We start from the raw sequence: 18,159 nt of genomic DNA, 5'->3' as shown, positions 1-18,159 counted from the left end.
GTCGTCAGTTTTGAGCGACATGCAGTCCATGTAACGGAGCCAGCGTCATCCCGGATCCTATCAATGTTTGAATGGTATCAGCACTCGACGTCCTAGCAGCCAGTTCTGCTCACTATGAGTCTGTCATGTAAACCAAAACGTGACATCATAGCAACCATGGTGGGTTAGATGGTTTACTGTATCGGCTGAAAGTCTATGATAAATTTGGAGTAAAACCTGCCATACAGATTTGGTAGAACAAAAATAGATACTCAGGAACCTATATAATGCTAACCAGGCAAGTCAGGCAAATCTATCCTCTACAGGAAAAAGATACCCAAACTGTGGTATTTAGTGATTATTTTCACTTTCCGAATATTGTACTGCTTGGTGATCCTGGTGCTGGAAAAACGCACCTCTTCAAACAGTTTGCGGCATTGCAAGAGGCAAAATATCTGACAGTACGTCACTTCTTAAGTGGCGTACCTATTGATAATCAGAAAACGTTGTTCATCGATGCATTAGATGAGAAGAGGAGTGCCAGTAACAGTAGTGACGTTGTAGATGACATCGTCCGTAGGCTTTTTTCCCAAACGCCACAAAATGTCAGAATTTCTTGTCGCTCTCAAGATTGGTTAGGCGAATCAGACTTGTCAGCATTTTTACCCTATTTTGAGCAGACGGGAGGCTATGTTGTTTTACATTTGCAGTCACTCTCAAAAGAAGAGCAAACTGCAATTCTACAAGCTAATGGTGTAGAACACCCCGAAGCGTTTCTGGCTGAAGCAGAAAAACATGATGCCAGCGAATTTCTTTACAACCCACAAAATCTGCTAATGCTGGCTGAAGCCGTTAAAGAAGGAAACTGGCCCCGAACAAGGTCTGAACTTTTCCACTCTGCGACACAGTTCCTTTTAACTGAACATAGCCAAGAGCATACGCGGCTAACTTCAGGAATTTATACCTGCGACGAATTAGAGTATCCTGCTGGATCAATTTGCGCGTTGCGCATATTGAGTGATGTTTCCGGGGTTTCTCTACTTCCGAACGATATCCGACCAGAATACCCCAGTTACAGAACCATCTCGTTCTTCTCACATGAAATAATTAGAGCGGCGTTATCGAGGCGGGTTTTTTCTGCCGGAGATGAGCTTGAAACTGTTGAGTACAGCCACAGGACAATTGCTGAGTATTTAGCGGCAAAATGGTTAGCCGGGATCGTTGACAAAGGGCTACCCATGGGGCGTTTGAGAAGTATGCTGGGATTTGAGGGGTATCCGTCTTCAGAATTGAGAGGTTTACACGCATGGCTAGCGGTCTTTTTACCGCAATACGCCCAGGTATTCATTGAAGCCGATCCTTATGGCGTTCTGACCTATGGCGATGCAGCTTCATTACCGATAGCGGAAAAACAAAATCTACTTGTGGCGCTGTCAAAACTTTCAGAACGTGATCCCTGGTTTAGAAATCACGGTCTCAATTCATATCTGAATGGCTTTGCGACAGTAGAAATGGAAACTCTGTTACGACAGATAATCCGCGATCCTCATTCGTCATTTTCTCTGCGCATGATCGTTTTGGAATCCTTATCGGTAACAACACCGATAGTCGCATTGAGTGATGACTTAATCAATATTGTCAAATCAGAGGATTCCTCGTATGCGGAAAAAGAAGAAGCAATAACAGCATTAATCCATTTTGGAGTACCTGGCCAGAAATTTTCGGTGCGTTTATTTGCGGAGTTAAAAGACAAAAATCACGATAGCATCCGGTTGCGTAACCATATCATTCAGTTGCTTTATAAAGATTACTTTACACCGCAGGATATAGCACAACTGCTGGTTGATACATTAAACATAACCAGTGAGCGATTACCGATAGGCGCATTATGGCGACTGAATGATATTGTACCGACAGCTGATCTGCTCGCTATATTTGAGTATCTTGAACAGTACCATAACGATCACAGTAAAGATTGGGATTCCTCACCTAAGAATCAATATGAAATTGTGCATTTTCTCGAAGCTGGCTTATTGCACATACTGAGCAAGGATAGTAATTATAGTGCGGATCAGATATGGTTGTGCCTAAAAACGTTCTATAGCTACTCCCGTTATCACCACTATCGCAGTTATGATGATTTGCAGAAATCTATCGTTCATGAGATAAAAAATCGTAGCTGGCAATATGAAGATATTATAGATGCCGCCATTCTCTCATTTACACGCCATGATACTCGATACTTGTTCTTACATGAATTTACTGAAAGCACCTTTCATCTTGTCCCTGATGAGCTTTTGCTGGCTCGTTTTATCCACTATTTATCCCATGCTGACGCTGGTTCAGATAAAACTGAATGTATTTATCGACTGACATTTGCGGTCCTTTACCGATGTGCCAAGCCATCCCAAGAAGCGTTTGAGTTTCTTTCCGCGTACTGCCATTTAAATGTAAAGTTGACGACTGTGTTTGAGACCTCCATCGTCTGCGAGATTGACGATTGGCGAGTAAAACATAATATTAGACAAATAGCGTATGAGAAAGAACGAAACGCGGCGCGTTATGAAGATAGGCACAGTTTCGAGTTATGTCGTCAGGAAATTGTGTCGGGCCAACATTTGGGGTGGCTCAAACATATTTCCTATATTTACTATTCGAAATACAGCGATGTTGATGACAAATTGACGCCAGTGCAGCGCTGTGAAGACATATTAGGTGCCGAAAACGTCATTGATGCGATATCCGGTCTTTTAGCGATTTTAAATCGTTCAGATCTGCCCACTATTGACGAGTTGAATTGTGCTTTGCTGAAGAGGGAGTATTACGGATGGTGGTATGCAGTACTGGCAGGAAGCGATGAGTTATTTAAAAAACATCCTGATGTTACACAATGGAACGAAGGTTTATTAACAACGCTATTGACTCTGGATGTTATATTAGCACTTTTCACCAAAGACAATAATGTTGTAAGTGATTATTCATTACCGTGGAAAAGGGATGTGATACTTAACAAAACAGCATTTTTCATCAAAACCTATTACCACATTATCAATTTCTGCATTAGTAATCAGTTGCAACATATCCGTGCACTTAACTATCTGTTAAATGATACCTGCATTCCAATCGACTATACCGTTCCTTTAGTTATGAGACTCGCTAAAGAGCACCCTGATGATGTTCTCCACTTACAAAACCTGGTGGAGTGGTTGTTAGCGCATCCTGAGAGTCATGCAGAGTTATTGCAGTTATCTGAGTTGATGGTAGCGCAACCCTCAAAACTCAAAAATCCAAGTTATCAAATTTGGCTGGTATGTACTTATTTATTCGTTCCAAACCAGTGTCAGGATCTATTTTTATCTGAATCAAAATCCGCGCCGGAAATGATAGCGCTCCTTCGTCAACTATCAGGTAAGGCGAAAAGAGGCCGTGGCAGTAGTGAGCAGCGTTTATCACTAACACAATTGGAAGCGATCATCACTGCCTCTGCTACTCATTTTCCTAATGCAGATCGCGTTGCAAGAAACGACTCTAACTCAGCAACCAATTGGGAGTATGCTGATTTTATCAAAAGATTGATTGATGACGTTTCTTCTTTTTCCTCATACGATGCCGGTGAAGTATTTGAACGTTTATTATTACTGCCAGAATGTACAAGTTACCAGGATTATCTCTTGCACGCCCAAAGCAACCAGAAGGTGCGGTATCGGGAATCACAGTTTCAACACACTAACTGGAAGCAAGCGTTGAATACGCTTAAAAATCAGACCCCAGCTAATGTAATGGATCTCTATGAGTTATTGTTAGATCATTTGCGGGATATCGCTAACCGAATTACTTATGAAAATACCGATATTTATAAACAGTTCTGGAATGAGAATGGCAATGGTCAAATTTTAGTGCCTAAGCCTGAAGAGAGCTGTCGGAATTTTTTTCTGGAGCTGCTTAGAGCACGACTCCATCCGTTACAAATAATCTGTGAGCCAGAAGGCCACATGGTTTCGAGTAAAAGGGCTGATATCATCATTTCACTTCCAGGAATAAAGATCCCCATTGAGATAAAGCGTGATTATCACCGGGACGTCTGGAGAGCACTTAACGAGCAACTTGACCAACTTTATACTACCAATCCCGATGCCGCAGGCTACGGCATCTATCTTGTGTTCTGGTTTGGTGCTTCTCGACCAAACGCTATCCCTCGCCCGGAGAAAGACACACCACCCCCAGTAAACGCCACGACAATGGAGGACATTCTTAATGAAGCTGTGCCAATGGTTAAGCGAAACCGCCTGTCTGCGATAGTAATTGACGTATCAGGTGAGGCTCATTCGACTATTGAAACGCAAAAATCATCTATGTAAGGAAAGTGGATCATGATTACAAAAGAACTTGTAGATGAAAGTCTCAATATTCACCGACTGGTTGATAGTGGTGATTTTGACCTGGCATACCAGCAATCCGTTGTATTCCTGGAAAAACTGGGGGAAATAACGGTCAAAGGTGAAAATTATTTTATTGTGCTGGGGAATGTGGCTGGCAGTCTTGTTGATATTGGGCAAATGAGCAACCATAAAAATGCAGCAGAGCTTGGTTTTAAGCTGATGGATGATAACAAGGAAGCATTAGCACATGTACAAGGAGAGAGCCATTTTTATTATAATTATGGTAATTCCTTGTCTAATAAGATAAGTGTCGATAATCCTCACGACCACACATTCCAGTCAATAGAAGAACTTGTTTCGTTAAAAAACATCTACTGGCGAGCCTTTAGATTCTCCTCACAAGAGAGCGAAGAGTTTCAGGCGGAACTGTCCGTTAATCTGGCCAATTCGCTAAGAAGCCAATTTAGGCTGAGTGAGGCACTGAGATATTATGATCTCACTAATCGCAAGGGATTAGATATACCACAGTCTTGGGTCAATCGTTCTGCCGCGCTCATTGAGCTAAACCTTGTTTCATCTTCATACTCCATTAAGCAACTGAAGGAGATACGAAAAGGTTATATTAATGCATCTGTTTCCAAAAAAATTCCTCCACAATGGGAATCATTTTATCTTGGTCGTATAGCACAAATGAACGATAAAATAGAAAAATGTGTATCAGCAGACGGCGACACGGACGAGCATGATGACATGCTCACGCAACAGGAGTTTGGCGCATTAAGTGCATATAGGCAATTCTGCCTAATAAATTATCTGACGCTGTCCGAGCACGGTCTTTATTGCCCCTACGTGGGGAGTGCCACCGATGATCTTGTCATCTCTTCTTCTGGTGTAACCGGTGATTTTATTATTCCAATGGAGATGGCATTAAACCGCTTTAAATCGGAGTTTTCACTTGCCCGCCATCTCTATTTTGATTACCTTTATCCTCAGGATACGGATGCTATCAAAGAAGAATGCCATTTTCTGGAGTTACATAATGACGAGATCTTAGGAATTGATATTGAGAAGATCAGAACGGCATTTCGTCTCTGCTTTGGTATTCTCGATAAGATTGCGTTATGTATCTGTGAACTTCACAAAGTTTATCCACCTGCAAAGAAGGGTGGGTTACAGAAAAATATCTATTTTCAAAGCTTCTGGCAGTTAGACGTTGATAACAGAAGACAACGGTTTGAAGATATAAAGTCACCTGGACTTTTAGCATTGTACAGCATTGCTACTGACCTGAATAAAAATAAAGGTGGCGAATTGGCTTTTTATAAAGAGTGGCGAAATGGTCTAGAGCATAAATTTTTGGTGGTACATAAAAGTGATAAAGCAGAAGATCTTTATCAGTCTTATAAATTGATTAAAGATATTCTTTTTATCAAAGAGGATGAGTTTATTCACCATTTCGGTCAGTTGATTCAGATTACCCGTTCAGCAATATTTTCATTTGCTTTTATGGTTAGACATGAAGGTAAGAAACAAAAAAAAGAGAATGTTCCTTATATTACCAATGAACTGCATATGAGAAAGTATTCGTCAGAACCTAAGTAAAAGGCAGCAAGCGAAGCGCTATGTAAACACCCCTGCAAAACTACCCATCCACTATTAGAGAGTCTTTGGCACTCCAGCTTCCGCTTTTGGCACAAAGCCGCCTATCAGATCAGGTTTAGTTCTGTGCCGTAGCCGCAGCTGTGCCAGGCCTACTTTGGATTAACACGTGTCGAGACACGTATACCGCTAGCTCAACGCAACCTATGCACCACCTGGTTGCTGCTGCCGCGCCAGATCAGCGCCGGGTCTTTCAAATCCTGCACGAACTTGCCGTCGATCAGCACGTTGATCCTGTCCACTACCTGCATTTGCTGCGTGTCCAGCTCCGCCAGCCGGTAGCCGGTCCACAGCCAGATATCCTTGCCGGGGCATTCGGCGCGTACCCGTTTCACCAGTTGCAAGATGCTCGGCACGTTGGCCGGGTGCAGCGGATCGCCGCCGGAGAGCGACAGCCCCTGGCGCGGCACGCGCGTATCGTTCAGGTCGGCGATGATGCGGTCTTCCAGCGCTGGGGTAAACGGCTGGCCGGAGTTGAGCCGCCAGGTGCTTTTGTTGTAGCAACCGGGGCACTGGTGCACGCAGCCGGCGACAAACAGCGTGCAGCGGGTGCCGGGGCCGTTGACGACGTCGATCGGGTAATACTGGTGATAATTCATGTGAGGCCTGCCCATCAGGCTATTTTATTGGCCATTTTGCCTCCGGGCAGTGCTCCCAATCCTCACGTACTGCGTGTACGCTCCGGTTGGTGCGCGCTGGCCGAAGGCAAACCGGCTGCGACAATCACGCCTGATGAACAGGCTTCTGCCTAGGTTGCACGGCGTTTCTCAGCCGAGCTGCCCGTTGCCGAGGTGTTTCACCCGGCGTTTCACCTCTTCCTGCTTGCCGGCGTTGAACGGCCGGGCATCGGGGCTACCGAGGTAGCCGCACACCCGGCGGGTGACCGAGACCTTGGCCGAGTCGTGATTGCCGCATTTCGGGCAGGTGAAGCCTTTGCTGGTGCAGGAGAATTCACCGGTGAAGCCGCATTCGTAGCACTCGTCGATCGGCGTGTTGGTGCCGTAGTAAGGCACCCGGGTGTAGCTGTAGTCCCACACGTCTTCCAGCGCCTTCAGGTTGTGCTGCAGGTTCGGGTATTCGCCGTAGCAGATGAAGCCGCCGCTGGCCAACGGCGGGTAGGGCGCTTCGAAGTCCAGCTTGTCGTACGGATTGACCTTCTTCTCCACGTCGAGGTGGAAGCTGTTGGTGTAATAGCCCTTGTCGGTGACGCCCGGCACTACGCCGAAATCGGCGGTGTCCAGTCGGCAGAAGCGATCGCACAGGTTCTCGCTCGGCGTGCTGTAGAGGCTGAAGCCGTAGCCGGTCTCGTCTTTCCAGGCGTCGACGGCGGCGCGCAGCCGCGTGACGATCGCCACCGCTTTGGCGCGCAGCGCCTCGTCGTCATACACGTGGTTTTTGCCGCCGAACAGCGCGTTGATGGTCTCGTGCAGGCCGATGTAGCCCAGCGAAATCGAGGCGCGGCCATTCTTGAAGATATCCGCGATGTTGTCGTCGGCCTTGAGCCGCACGCCGCAGGCGCCTTCCATGTACAAGATTGGTGCCACCCGCGCCTTGATGCCTTCCAGCCGGGCGATGCGCGTCATCAGGGCCTTTTTCGCCAGCTGCAGGCGCTGTTCCAGCAGCGCCCAGAAGCGCGACTCATCGCCCATCGCCTCCAGCGCGATGCGCGGCAGGTTGAGGCTGATGACGCCGATGTTGTTGCGGCCGTCGTGCACCAGTTCGCCGTCCTGCTCGTAGGTGCCGAGGAAGCTGCGGCAGCCCATCGGCGTTTTGAACGAGCCGGTGACTTTAACCACTTGATCGTAGTTGAGGATGTCCGGGTACATGCGCTTGCTGGCGCACTCCAGCGCCAGCTGCTTGATGTCGTAGTTCGGATCGCCGTACTGGTGGTTGAGGCCGTCGCGGATGGCGAACACCAGTTTGGGGAACACGGCGGTCTTGCGGTTTTTGCCCAGCCCGGCAATGCGGTTTTTCAGGATCGAGCGCTGGATCAGGCGCGACTCCCAGCTGGTGCCAAGGCCGAAGCCGAAGGTGACGAACGGCGTCTGGCCGTTGGCGGTGTGCAGGGTGTTGACCTCGTACTCCAGCGACTGGAAGGCGTCGTAACACTCTTTCTCGGTGCGCGCCATGGCATAGCCTTTGGCATCCGGGATCTGCCATTCTTCCACCACCTGCAGGTGTTTGCGGAAGCTCTCGTCGACGAACGGCGCCAGAATTTCATCGATGCGGTTGATGGTGGTGCCACCATAAATATGGCTGGCGACTTGGGCGATGATCTGCGCGGTCACGGCGGTGGCGGTGGAGATCGACTTCGGCGGCTCAATCTCGGCGTTGCCCATCTTGAAGCCGTTGGTCAGCATGCCTTTCAGATCGATCAGCATGCAGTTGAACATCGGGAAGAACGGCGAGTAGTCGAGATCGTGGTAGTGAATTTCGCCGCGTTCATGGGCCAGCACCACGTCGCGCGGCAGGATGTGCTGCTTGGCGTAGTGTTTGGCGACGATGCCCGCCAGCAGGTCGCGCTGGGTGGGGATCACCTTGCTGTCCTTGTTGGCGTTTTCGTTCAGCAGCGCGCGGTTGCTCTGCTCGACCAGGCCGCGAATTTCCTGGTTCAGGCGGCCGCGCAACTCGCGCGCCACGTCGCGATCGTGGCGGTATTCGATATAGGCGCGCGCCAGCTGTTTGTATTCACCGGCCATCAGCTGGTTTTCCACCGCCTGCTGGATCTCGTGGATATCGACGCGCGGCTGTTGCTCCATGCGCTGAGCGACCACGCGGGCGACGGTGGCGCAGTAGTCGGCGTCGACCACGCCCACCGCCAGCGCGGCGCGCTCGATGGCCTGCGCGATGCGCGCTTCGTCAAAAGGTACCTGGCAACCGTCCCGCTTAATCACTACTGGTTTCACGTTGTACTCCTTGTTCCCCGAGGGAGCGTTCATACCCGCCTGGCGTGGCGAGCAACCGTCAAATTTCGCTTATCCACAGGGCAAAGCCGCAGCGCGTAAGGGCTGTGGCGACGTGTGGATGATTTTGTGGATAACTACTATATATAGGTGTTCGTAATTCTTAATGCACTATATATAGATATTGGCGAGATTCTTTTGATGTAGAACAAGGAAAACGGAAGAGCGTGTGCAAGCTGAACAGACGTCAATCGCCGGTTGGCCGATCGCGAAAATGCGCCAGCAGAAAATCGACCCAGACGCGCACCCGCGGCGGCAGATCCGCCGAAGCGTAATAGAGCCACAGCTGCACCGGGCGCGGCCAGCATTCTGCCAGCACCGGCCGCAGCGTGCCCTGTTCGAAGTGTTTGTCGAGATACCAGCGCGCCAGGTTGACGATGCCCAGCCCGGCCAGCGCCGCATCCAGCAACATCTCCGGGCGGCTGACCACCAGCCGGCCGTTCAGATCCAGCGCCAGGGTTTCACCTTGATGGCGCAGCTGCCATTTGACGTGGCGGCCGTTGGCCGGGTTGCGGTGCAGCAGGCAGTCGTGCCGCAGCAGATCGTGCGGCGTTTGCGGTTCACCGCGCCGCGTCAGATAGTCGGGTGACGCCGCCAGCACCATATGCATCGGGTAGAGCGGGCGGGCCACCAGCCGGCTGTCGGGATCGACCCGGCTGCCGATGCCGACGTCGAAACCTTCGCCCACCAGATTCACCACCCGCGCATCCAGCGACAGATCGAGATCGATCTGCGGGTAGCGTGCCAGAAATTGCGGGATCAACGGCATCAGCATCTGGCGGCCGAAGCCGGGGATCATCGTGACGCGCACCACCCCGGCAGGCGCCTGCCGTTCACCGCCGGCGCTTTCCAGCGTCGCCGCCAATGCCTGCCACAGCGGCGCTACCTGCGCCAGCAGCGCTTTGCCCTCGTCGGTCAGCAGCACGTTGTGGGTGTTGCGCTGAAACAGCCGCAGCGCCAGCTTCTCTTCCAGCGCGCGGATGTTTTTGCTGACCGCCGCCGGCGTCACGCCAAGCTGGCGAGCGGCGGCGGAGAAATTTTGCGCCTGCGCGGCGGCGAGGAAGGCCGGCAACAGGCGATGCACGTCAAAGGGCAGCGACATAGTGGTTGATACTTTCGGTTGAAATTGAAGTGACCTCTAACAGCCTACACCCGAAGCGGCGGAAATGGAAAAATGCCTCATCTTCTTATGACCGAGGAATCGTTATGCCACGCATTTTAGTGTTAACTGCCCACCGCACCCCCGACGAGTCGCGCATTAATAAGGCGCTGATCGAGGCCGTACGCCCGCTGCCTAACGTTACCGTACATGAGCTGATCCGCGCGTACCCGGATTACCGCATCGACGTGGAGCGCGAACAGGAGTTGCTGCAGAGCCATGATGCGGTAGTGATGCTGTTCCCGTTTTACTGGTACAGCTCGCCGGCGATCCTCAGCGAATGGCAGGATGCGGTATTAACCTACGGTTTCGCCTACGGCAGCGAGGGCACTAAACTGCACGGCAAGCCGTTGCAGCTGGTGGTGAGCACCGGCGGCGACGCGCAGGCTTATACGGCGCAAGGGTATAACCGTTATCCGGTGCAGGATCTGCTGCTGCCGTTCCACGCCATGGCCAACCTGACCGGCATGGATTACCTGCCGCCGCATTTGGTGCAGGGCGTGTTCGACATGAGCGATGAACGCCTGGCGCAAGAGGCCGCCGGCGTGGTGGCGCTGCTGGGGAAATGGTAGGGCGCAGCGCTCGCCGCGCCCTGCGGGGTTAGTCTTCGAGCAGCCACCACACCGCTTCGAACGGCCGCAGCGTCAGCGCCTGCGGCTGGTCTGCCGAGTCGCTGTAATTGCTCATCAGCGGGCGCCACTGGGCGGAAGGCTCCACGCCTGCCGCCGCCCAGGCCAGCGGCTCGCGGCTCAGGTTGGCCACCACCAGCAGGCGCTGGCCGTTCCAGCTGCGCTGATAGCACCACAGCGCCGGGTGTTCCGGCGCCAGATCCTGATAGTCGCCGTGGGTCAGCAGCGGGTACTGCTTGCGCAGGGTGATCAGCTGGCGATAGGCGTAAAACACCGAGTCGAGGTCGGCCAGCGCCGCGTCGGCGTTGATCTGCGGGTAGTTCTCGGCGCAGCCGATCCACGGCGTGCCGGTGGTGAAACCGGCGTGCGGTGCGGCGCTCCACTGCATCGGGGTGCGGCCGTTGTCGCGCGATTTGTCGGCCAGGATCGCCAGCAGCTCGGCGTCGCTGCGGCCCTGGGCGCGCAGTTCGGCGTACATGTTCAGGCTTTCCACGTCGCGATACTGCTCGATGGCGCGGAAGCCGGGGTTGGTCATGCCGAGTTCTTCGCCCTGATAGATATAAGGCGTGCCCTGCATGCCGTGCAGCACCATCGCCAGCATTTTGGCGGCCGGCACCCGCAGTGCGCCTTCATCGCCGAAGCGCGACACGATGCGCGGCTGATCGTGGTTGCACCAGAACAGCGCGTTCCAGGCGCGGTTATGCATCCCTTGCTGCCAGTGGCGGAAGATCTGCTTCAGTTCCACGTAATCCGGCACCGCCCGCGTCCATTTTTCACCGCCGGCGTAGTCCACCTTCAGGTGGTGGAAGTTGAAGGTCATCGACAGCTCTTCGCCGCTCTGCGCCGCGTAGCGCTGGCAATGCTCAAGCGTGGTGGAGGACATCTCGCCCACCGTCATCAGGCCGCGTGGTTGGAACACCTCGCGGCTCATCTCCTGCAGGAACTCGTGAATGCGCGGGCCGTCGGTATAGAAGCGGCGGCCGTCGCCCTGGCTGTCGGACGGGAAGTCCTGCTGCTTGGACACCAGGTTGATCACGTCGAGGCGCAGGCCGTCGACGCCTTTGTCCGCCCAGAACTGACACACTTTCTTCAGCTCTTCGCGCACCGGCGGGTGTTCCCAGTTGAGATCCGCCTGCTCGGCGGCGAACAGGTGCAGGTAGTACTGGCCGCTGTCGGCGTGCCACTGCCAGGCGTTGCCGCCGAACTTGGAGCGCCAGTTGTTCGGCGGCGTTTCACCGTCGCCGTCGCGCCAGACGTAGAACTGACGATACGGGCTGTGGCGATCCTGCGCGGCCTTGAACCACGGGTGCTCGGTCGAGGTGTGGTTGAACACCATGTCCATCACGATGCGGATACCGCGCTGGTGGGCGGCGGCGATCAACTGCTCGAAGTCGGCCATCGTGCCGTAAGCCGGATCGATGGCGCAGTAGTCCGCCACGTCATAGCCGTTGTCCACCTGCGGCGATACGTAGACCGGCGTCAGCCAGATGGCGTCGACGCCCAGTTCCTGCAGATAGTCCAGCCGCCGGGTCACCCCGGCCAAATCGCCGTAGCCGTTGCCGGTGCTGTCCTGAAAACTCTTCGGATAAATTTGGTAGATGACGCCGTTCTGCCACCAGGGGGTTGGGTTGCTCATAGTTCAATACCTTTGAATCGTGACAACGAGCCCGCGTGAGCGGGCCCCTACATTCATCTTGCGTCAATCAAACCGGCAGCTCGCCGCGGGCGGCCTTGCGTTTGTAGACCATGATGGTCAGCACCAGCGGGATGACGATCGCCACCAGAATCGCCAGCGAGTAAATCAGCCAGAACTGCGGCTTGATGGACAGGATGCCCGGCAGGCCGCCGACGCCGATGCCGTTGGCCATCACGCCGTCCAGCCCGCAGATAAGGCCGGCGATCGCGGAGCCGATCATCGCGCACAGCATTGGGAAGCGGTATTTGAGGTTGATGCCGTACATCGCCGGTTCGGTCACGCCGAGGTAGGCGGAGATCGCCGCCGGCACCGAGATTTCACGCTCGTTGGCCTTGCGGCTGATGATGATGATGCCGAGCACCGCCGAGGCCTGCGCGATGTTGGACAGCGCAATCAGCGGCCACACCGGGGTGCCGCCCATGCTCTGGATCATCTGCATGTCGATAGCCAGCGTGGTCTGGTGCACGCCGGTGATCACCAGCGGCGCATACAGGAAGCCGAACAGCGCGGCGCCCACCGGCGCGAAGCTGCCGGTCATCACCGCTTTCACCGCCCAGGCGACGCCGTCGCCGATCATGCGGCCGAACGGCCCGATCAGCGCGTGTGCCAGGAACACCGCCAGCAGCAGCGAGACCACCGGCACCACCACCAGATAGAGATAGTCGGGAACGATCTTTTTCAGCCGGGTTTCGATCCAGCCCAGCGCCATGCCCGCCAGGATCGACGGGATCACCTGCGCCTGATAGCCCACTTTCTGGATCACGAACCAGCCGAAGTTCCACACTTCCGGCGTTTGCTGGCCGAGCAGGTAGGAGTTCATCAGCTGCGGCGACACCAGGGTGACGCCCAGCACGATGCCGAGCACCGGCGTGCCGCCCATCTTTTTCACCGTCGACCAGCAGATGGCCACCGGCAGGAACATGAAGATCGCTTCACCGAGCAGCCACAGGAAGTCGTAAACGGTTTTCCACGCCGGGTGCATCTGCGCCAGCGTTTGGCCGTCGGACATCGGGATGTCGCCGATCACGTTGCGGAAGCCGAGGATCAGACCGCCGCTGATCAGCGCCGGCAGCAGTGGGAAGAAGATCTCGGCGAAGTGGGAGATGGTGCGCTCAGTCCAGGTCATGTTCTGGCGCGCGGCCACCTTGGCCTGCTCCTTGTCGGCCTCGTTGACGCCGGTGCTGGCGATCAGCGCCTGATAGTAGTCGCCGACGTCGGTGCCGATCACCACCTGGAACTGCCCGGCGTTGGTGAAGCAACCCTTGACCATCGGCAGCGCTTCGATCTCTTTCGGTTTCGCCTTGTTGGGATCGTTGAGGACGAAACGCAGCCGGGTAATGCAATGGCTGACGGTGGCGATGTTCTCGCGGCCGCCGACCAAAACAATCAGGCGATCAATATCCTGCTGTTTTACTTTGCTCATTATGGGATACCTGCAGAGGTGTTGACTGAGTAATGATCAAAGCTTAGCCACTCGGCTTTTTGAATGAAATGGGAACGTTCCCGGATTGGGGCGAGGATCACAAAATGACAAAAAATGGTCAACTTCTCATCAGGTCGTCAGGAAAGTTTGCTGGGCACCACCAGGCGGCGGATCCCCTGCTCGCCGCTGAGCTGCGCCAGCAACTGCTGCGCGGCCAGCAGGCCGGCGCTGCCGTAGCCGAACTCCACCGACAGGGTGTCGGGGAACAGGAAGCTGAGCAGCGGGGTGTTGCCGATGGCGCATACCTGGATGGCGCGCGTCGGCTGTTGTTGCAGGTATTTGATTGCCCCCAGGGCGATGCTGTCGGAGGCGCAAATCAGCGCGCTGGTGTGCGCGTCAATCACTTCGGCGGCGTGCTGGAAACCGCTCTGGTAACTCAGCTCGCCCAGCGTGGCGCGCGGCGTGAGCGTGAGGCGTTCACAGGCGTCGAGATAGGCCTGATAGCGGCGCTGGCCGGTGGTGGCGTCGCTGAGCTGCACCCCCAGATAGCCGATATGCCGATGCCCTTGCTGATACAGGCGATCCATCAGCAGGTTTACTGCTCCGGCGTCGTCGTAACAGACGGACGAGAAGCCGTCGTATTCACGCACCATCACCACCATTTTTTCCTGCCACGGCTTGAGCATCGCCGCGGTCAGGCCGGTGAAGCCAAACAGGATCACGCCGTCGACGTTGCGCTGATGCAGCACGTGCAGATGCTCCTGCACCAGGCGAGTTTCGAACTGGCTCTCCATCACGATCGGATCGAAGCCCTGCTGGTACAGCAACGGCAGCATGGTGCGCACCGCCTGGTTTTCCGACGGCGAATCGAGACGGGAAACGATAATGCCCACCACTTTGTCGCTCTGGCCGCGCATGGCGCGTGCCGACTTGGAGGGGGTAAACCCTTGCTGACGGATCACCGCTTCCACCCGTTCACGGGTTTGCGGGCTCACGCTGCCTTCATTGTTCAACACGCGTGAGACGGTGGATTTACCTACGCCGCTCAGGCGTGCGATGTCCTTGATGGTCAGCCGGTTTTGCATGGTTTACTTTTCGTTGAAGTGGACAGGCGTAACATAACGGCCTGTAAAACAATGCCCGTCAGCATAGCTCATTTTCCGACGCGGATCTTGATGCAAAACGGGATTGTTGCACTGCGCTGAACGGCCGCTCCTGCCGCTCTGTTTTTCCCTTTACCGGAGGTGATCCCCCATATGGACCCCGACCCGACTGCTTTAGACACTCACTCGGTTCTCCGGTAAAACCTCTCCGCCTGGCGCTGCTGTTTTACCGGTGAAGTACATCACGGTAACCGGTAGCGCGCGCTTCGTCGTTCGCTCCTGCTGCTGAAAAAAAGAATAAGGATCTGCGTTGGCAGAGGCTTTTGGGCGCACCCGCCATCCGCCCGGCCGATGACGATCCCCGTTTACCCGCTGCCGTGAGGCACCGGGCGACGAGGTGCGAACCATGAAACTGAAAAAACTCCCCCGTCAGCTGCTGGGCCTGTTTGCCCGCGGCCTCCCGCGCCGTTTGGTGCGTCGCGACAGTCTGCTGGACGGCGTCGGCGGCGCTGCGCGCGACATGCCGGCCGGCCTGGCGCAGCAGCGGCTGGAATGCGCCGCCGCGGAAACGATGCAGCTGTTTGAGCGTTTCCACAGCCACCCGGAAGGCATTACCGCCCATGAGGCGGAGCAGGTGCGCCAGCGCTGCGGCGAGAATGTCATCGACGATCAGCAGAAAGAGGCCTGGTGGCAACACCTCTGGCACTGCTACCGCAACCCGTTCAACCTGCTGCTGACCGCGCTCGGCATGATCTCTTACGCTACCGAGGATCTCACCGGCGCGTTGGTGATCGCGCTGATGGTGCTGATCTCCACGTTGCTGAACTTCATCCAGGAGGCGCGCTCCAACCGGGCGGCCGACGCGCTGAAGGCCATGGTGAGCAACACCGCCACGGTGATCCGCAGCGATGCGCTCACCGGCAAGAGTGAGCACGTGGAGCTGCCGATCGCGCAGCTGGTGCCGGGCGACATCATCAAGCTGGCGGCCGGCGACATGATCCCGGCGGATCTGTGCGTGCTGTCGGCCAAGGATCTGTTCATCAGCCAGGCGGCGCTGACCGGCGAATCGCTGCCGGTGGAAAAATCCGCGGCGCCGCAGGCGTTGGCGGCCGATCCGCTCGACTGCCAGAACCTGTGCTTCATGGGCACCAACGTAGTCAGCGGCACCGCGCTGGCGATGGTGATTGGCACCGGCGGCGGCACCTATTTCGGCCAGTTGGCGCAGCGCGTCACCAGCCAGGATGAGCAGCCGAACGCCTTCCAGAGCGGTATCAGCAAGGTCAGCTGGCTGCTGATCCGCTTTATGCTGGTGATGACGCCGATCGTGCTGCTGATCAACGGCTACACCAAGGGCGATTGGTGGGAGGCGGCGCTGTTCGCGCTGTCGGTGGCGGTCGGGTTGACGCCGGAAATGCTGCCGATGATCGTCACCTCGACGCTGGCCAAAGGGGCGGTGAAGCTGTCGCGCCAGAAGGTGATCGTCAAACGCCTGGACGCCATTCAGAACTTCGGCGCGATGGACATTCTGTGCACCGACAAGACTGGCACCCTGACCCAGGACAAGATCGTGCTGGAGCGCCATACCGACGTGTTCGGCGCCAGCAGCGAGCGGGTGCTGCGCTACGCCTGGCTGAACAGCTTCTACCAGACCGGGCTGAAAAACCTGCTCGACGTGGCGGTGCTGAGCTGCGCGGAGCAAAATCAGCAGCCGCAGGCGCTGCAAAACTACCGCAAGGTGGATGAGATCCCGTTCGATTTCGTCCGCCGCCGCATGTCGGTGGTGGTGGCCAAAGACAACGAGTATCACGAGCTGGTGTGCAAGGGCGCGCTGGAAGAGATGCTGGCGATTTGCAGCCACGTGCGCCACGAAGACGAGGTGATCCCGCTGAGCGAGGCGCTGCTGGCGAGGATCCGCCGCATCACCGACGATCTCAACCAGCAGGGGCTGCGGGTGGTGGCGGTGGCCAACAAGATCCTGCCGGCGCAAACCCATGAATACGGCGTGGCGGACGAGTCGGATCTGATCCTCGAAGGCTACGTCGCCTTCCTCGATCCGCCGAAGGAAAGCACCGCGCCGGCGCTGGCGGCGCTGAAACAGAACGGCGTCACGGTGAAGATCCTCACCGGCGACAACGAACTGGTGGCCGCCAAAGTGTGCCGTGACGTCGGGCTGGCGGCCGATCATCTGCTGCGCGGCAGCGAGATCGAGCAGATGGACGACGAGCAGCTGGCGCAGGCGGCGGTGCGCACCACGGTGTTCGCCAAGCTGACGCCGCTGCACAAGGAGCGCATCGTCAAACTGCTGCGCCGCCAGGGGCACGTGGTGGGCTTTATGGGCGACGGCATCAACGACGCGCCGGCGCTGCGCGCGGCAGATATCGGCATCTCCGTCGATTCGGCGGTGGATATCGCCAAGGAAGCGGCGGACATCATCCTGCTGGAAAAAAGCCTGATGGTGCTGGAGCAGGGGGTGATCGAAGGGCGCCGCACCTTCGCCAACATGCTGAAATACATCAAGATGACCGCCAGCTCCAACTTCGGCAACGTGTTCAGCGTGCTGATCGCCAGCGCCTTCCTGCCGTTCCTGCCGATGCTGCCGCTGCATCTGTTGATTCAGAACCTGATGTATGACATCTCGCAGATCGCCATCCCGTTCGATAACGTCGACGACGATCAGATCACCCAGCCGCAGCGCTGGAACTCCGCCGATCTGGGGCGGTTTATGGTGTTCTTTGGGCCGATCAGTTCGATCTTCGACGTGCTGACCTTCAGCCTGATGTGGTGGGTATTCAAGGCCAACACGCCGGAAATGCAGACGCTGTTCCAGTCCGGCTGGTTCGTGGAAGGGCTGCTGTCGCAAACGCTGATCGTGCACATGATCCGCACGCGCAAAATTCCGTTTATCCAGAGCCGCCCGTCCTGGCCGCTGTGCATCATGACGCTGGCGGTGATCGCCACCGGCATCGGCCTGGTGTTCTCGCCGCTGGCCGGCTTCCTGCAGCTGCAGGCGCTGCCGCTCGGTTACTTCCCGTGGCTGGTGCTGATCCTCGCCGGTTACATGGTGCTGACCCAGTGCGTGAAAGGCTGGTTCGTGCGCCGCTACGGCTGGCAATAACCCGCTCGCCCCCTCCGGCCGGGAGGGGGCAACTGTGATCCCGTCCGCTTTTTC

Annotated in this window: 10 protein-coding genes; 4 read left to right on the top strand and 6 right to left on the bottom strand. The window is 55.6% G+C overall.

Annotated features, from left to right (window positions below):
• Positions 1-266 precede the first annotated feature (266 nt).
• Both RE418_RS03905 and RE418_RS03900 read left to right on the top strand, forming a co-directional pair.
• On the top strand, positions 267-4,337 hold the full coding sequence (locus tag RE418_RS03905; protein WP_399675833.1) for an NACHT domain-containing protein: 4,071 nt from the start codon (positions 267-269) through the stop codon (positions 4,335-4,337).
• A 12-nt stretch (positions 4,338-4,349) separates the two neighbouring features.
• Positions 4,350-5,960 carry an LA2681 family HEPN domain-containing protein gene (locus tag RE418_RS03900; RefSeq protein WP_049208810.1) on the top strand — a complete coding sequence of 537 codons (1,611 nt, stop codon included), beginning with the start codon at positions 4,350-4,352 and terminating at the stop codon, positions 5,958-5,960.
• 191 nt (positions 5,961-6,151) lie between these two features.
• Here RE418_RS03900 and nrdG read toward each other — a convergent pair whose 3' ends face one another.
• From nrdG to RE418_RS03885, 3 genes are all read right to left on the bottom strand, one after another.
• Positions 6,152-6,616, bottom strand: coding sequence for an anaerobic ribonucleoside-triphosphate reductase-activating protein (gene nrdG, locus RE418_RS03895; protein ID WP_089196460.1), 465 nt, complete (start codon positions 6,614-6,616; stop codon positions 6,152-6,154).
• Positions 6,617-6,784: 168 nt separating this feature from the next.
• Positions 6,785-8,923, bottom strand: coding sequence for an anaerobic ribonucleoside-triphosphate reductase (gene nrdD / locus RE418_RS03890; RefSeq protein WP_311271546.1), 2,139 nt, complete (start codon positions 8,921-8,923; stop codon positions 6,785-6,787).
• 244 nt (positions 8,924-9,167) lie between these two features.
• Entirely contained in the window at positions 9,168-10,082 is a 915-nt protein-coding gene (locus tag RE418_RS03885; protein WP_323712006.1) for a LysR family transcriptional regulator, read from the bottom strand.
• A gap of 104 nt (positions 10,083-10,186) precedes the next feature.
• On the opposite strand from RE418_RS03885, the gene RE418_RS03880 reads away from it, so the two are divergent.
• On the top strand, positions 10,187-10,711 hold the full coding sequence (locus tag RE418_RS03880) for an NAD(P)H-dependent oxidoreductase (RefSeq protein WP_049294748.1): 525 nt from the start codon (positions 10,187-10,189) through the stop codon (positions 10,709-10,711).
• Positions 10,712-10,739: 28 nt separating this feature from the next.
• On the opposite strand, the gene treC is transcribed toward RE418_RS03880, so the two are convergent.
• From treC to treR, 3 genes are all read right to left on the bottom strand, one after another.
• Entirely contained in the window at positions 10,740-12,404 is a 1,665-nt protein-coding gene (gene treC / locus RE418_RS03875) for an alpha,alpha-phosphotrehalase (protein WP_049294749.1), read from the bottom strand.
• 67 nt (positions 12,405-12,471) lie between these two features.
• Complete coding sequence (gene treB / locus RE418_RS03870; protein WP_025305107.1) at positions 12,472-13,887, bottom strand: PTS trehalose transporter subunit IIBC; 1,416 nt, start codon at positions 13,885-13,887, stop codon at positions 12,472-12,474.
• A gap of 137 nt (positions 13,888-14,024) precedes the next feature.
• Positions 14,025-14,972: a trehalose operon repressor TreR gene (gene treR / locus RE418_RS03865; protein WP_042783558.1), complete on the bottom strand. Its 948-nt coding sequence runs from the start codon at positions 14,970-14,972 to the stop codon at positions 14,025-14,027.
• A gap of 424 nt (positions 14,973-15,396) precedes the next feature.
• On the opposite strand from treR, the gene mgtA reads away from it, so the two are divergent.
• Entirely contained in the window at positions 15,397-18,105 is a 2,709-nt protein-coding gene (mgtA, locus tag RE418_RS03860) for a magnesium-translocating P-type ATPase (protein ID WP_273853061.1), read from the top strand.
• Positions 18,106-18,159: the final 54 nt, after the last annotated feature.

The sequence above is a fragment of the Serratia sp. szju genome, from assembly GCF_044594185.1.
GTDB lineage: Bacteria > Pseudomonadota > Gammaproteobacteria > Enterobacterales > Enterobacteriaceae > Serratia > Serratia bockelmannii.
Note: the sequence above shows the minus strand (reverse complement) of the source record. Positions and strands in the feature narration are given on the sequence as shown.

What these genes read in the sequence shown, in the direction of transcription:
- RE418_RS03900 (WP_049208810.1), top strand. Translation starts at nt 4,350, where the DNA reads ATGATTACAAAAGAACTTGTAGATGAAAGTCTCAATATTCACCGACTG.
- RE418_RS03885 (WP_323712006.1), bottom strand. Translation starts at nt 10,082, where the DNA reads ATGTCGCTGCCCTTTGACGTGCATCGCCTGTTGCCGGCCTTCCTCGCC.
- treR (WP_042783558.1), bottom strand. Translation starts at nt 14,972, where the DNA reads ATGCAAAACCGGCTGACCATCAAGGACATCGCACGCCTGAGCGGCGTA.
- treC (WP_049294749.1), bottom strand. Translation starts at nt 12,404, where the DNA reads ATGAGCAACCCAACCCCCTGGTGGCAGAACGGCGTCATCTACCAAATT.
- mgtA (WP_273853061.1), top strand. Translation starts at nt 15,397, where the DNA reads ATGAAACTGAAAAAACTCCCCCGTCAGCTGCTGGGCCTGTTTGCCCGC.
- nrdG (WP_089196460.1), bottom strand. Translation starts at nt 6,616, where the DNA reads ATGAATTATCACCAGTATTACCCGATCGACGTCGTCAACGGCCCCGGC.
- treB (WP_025305107.1), bottom strand. Translation starts at nt 13,887, where the DNA reads ATGAGCAAAGTAAAACAGCAGGATATTGATCGCCTGATTGTTTTGGTC.
- RE418_RS03880 (WP_049294748.1), top strand. Translation starts at nt 10,187, where the DNA reads ATGCCACGCATTTTAGTGTTAACTGCCCACCGCACCCCCGACGAGTCG.
- RE418_RS03905 (WP_399675833.1), top strand. Translation starts at nt 267, where the DNA reads ATGCTAACCAGGCAAGTCAGGCAAATCTATCCTCTACAGGAAAAAGAT.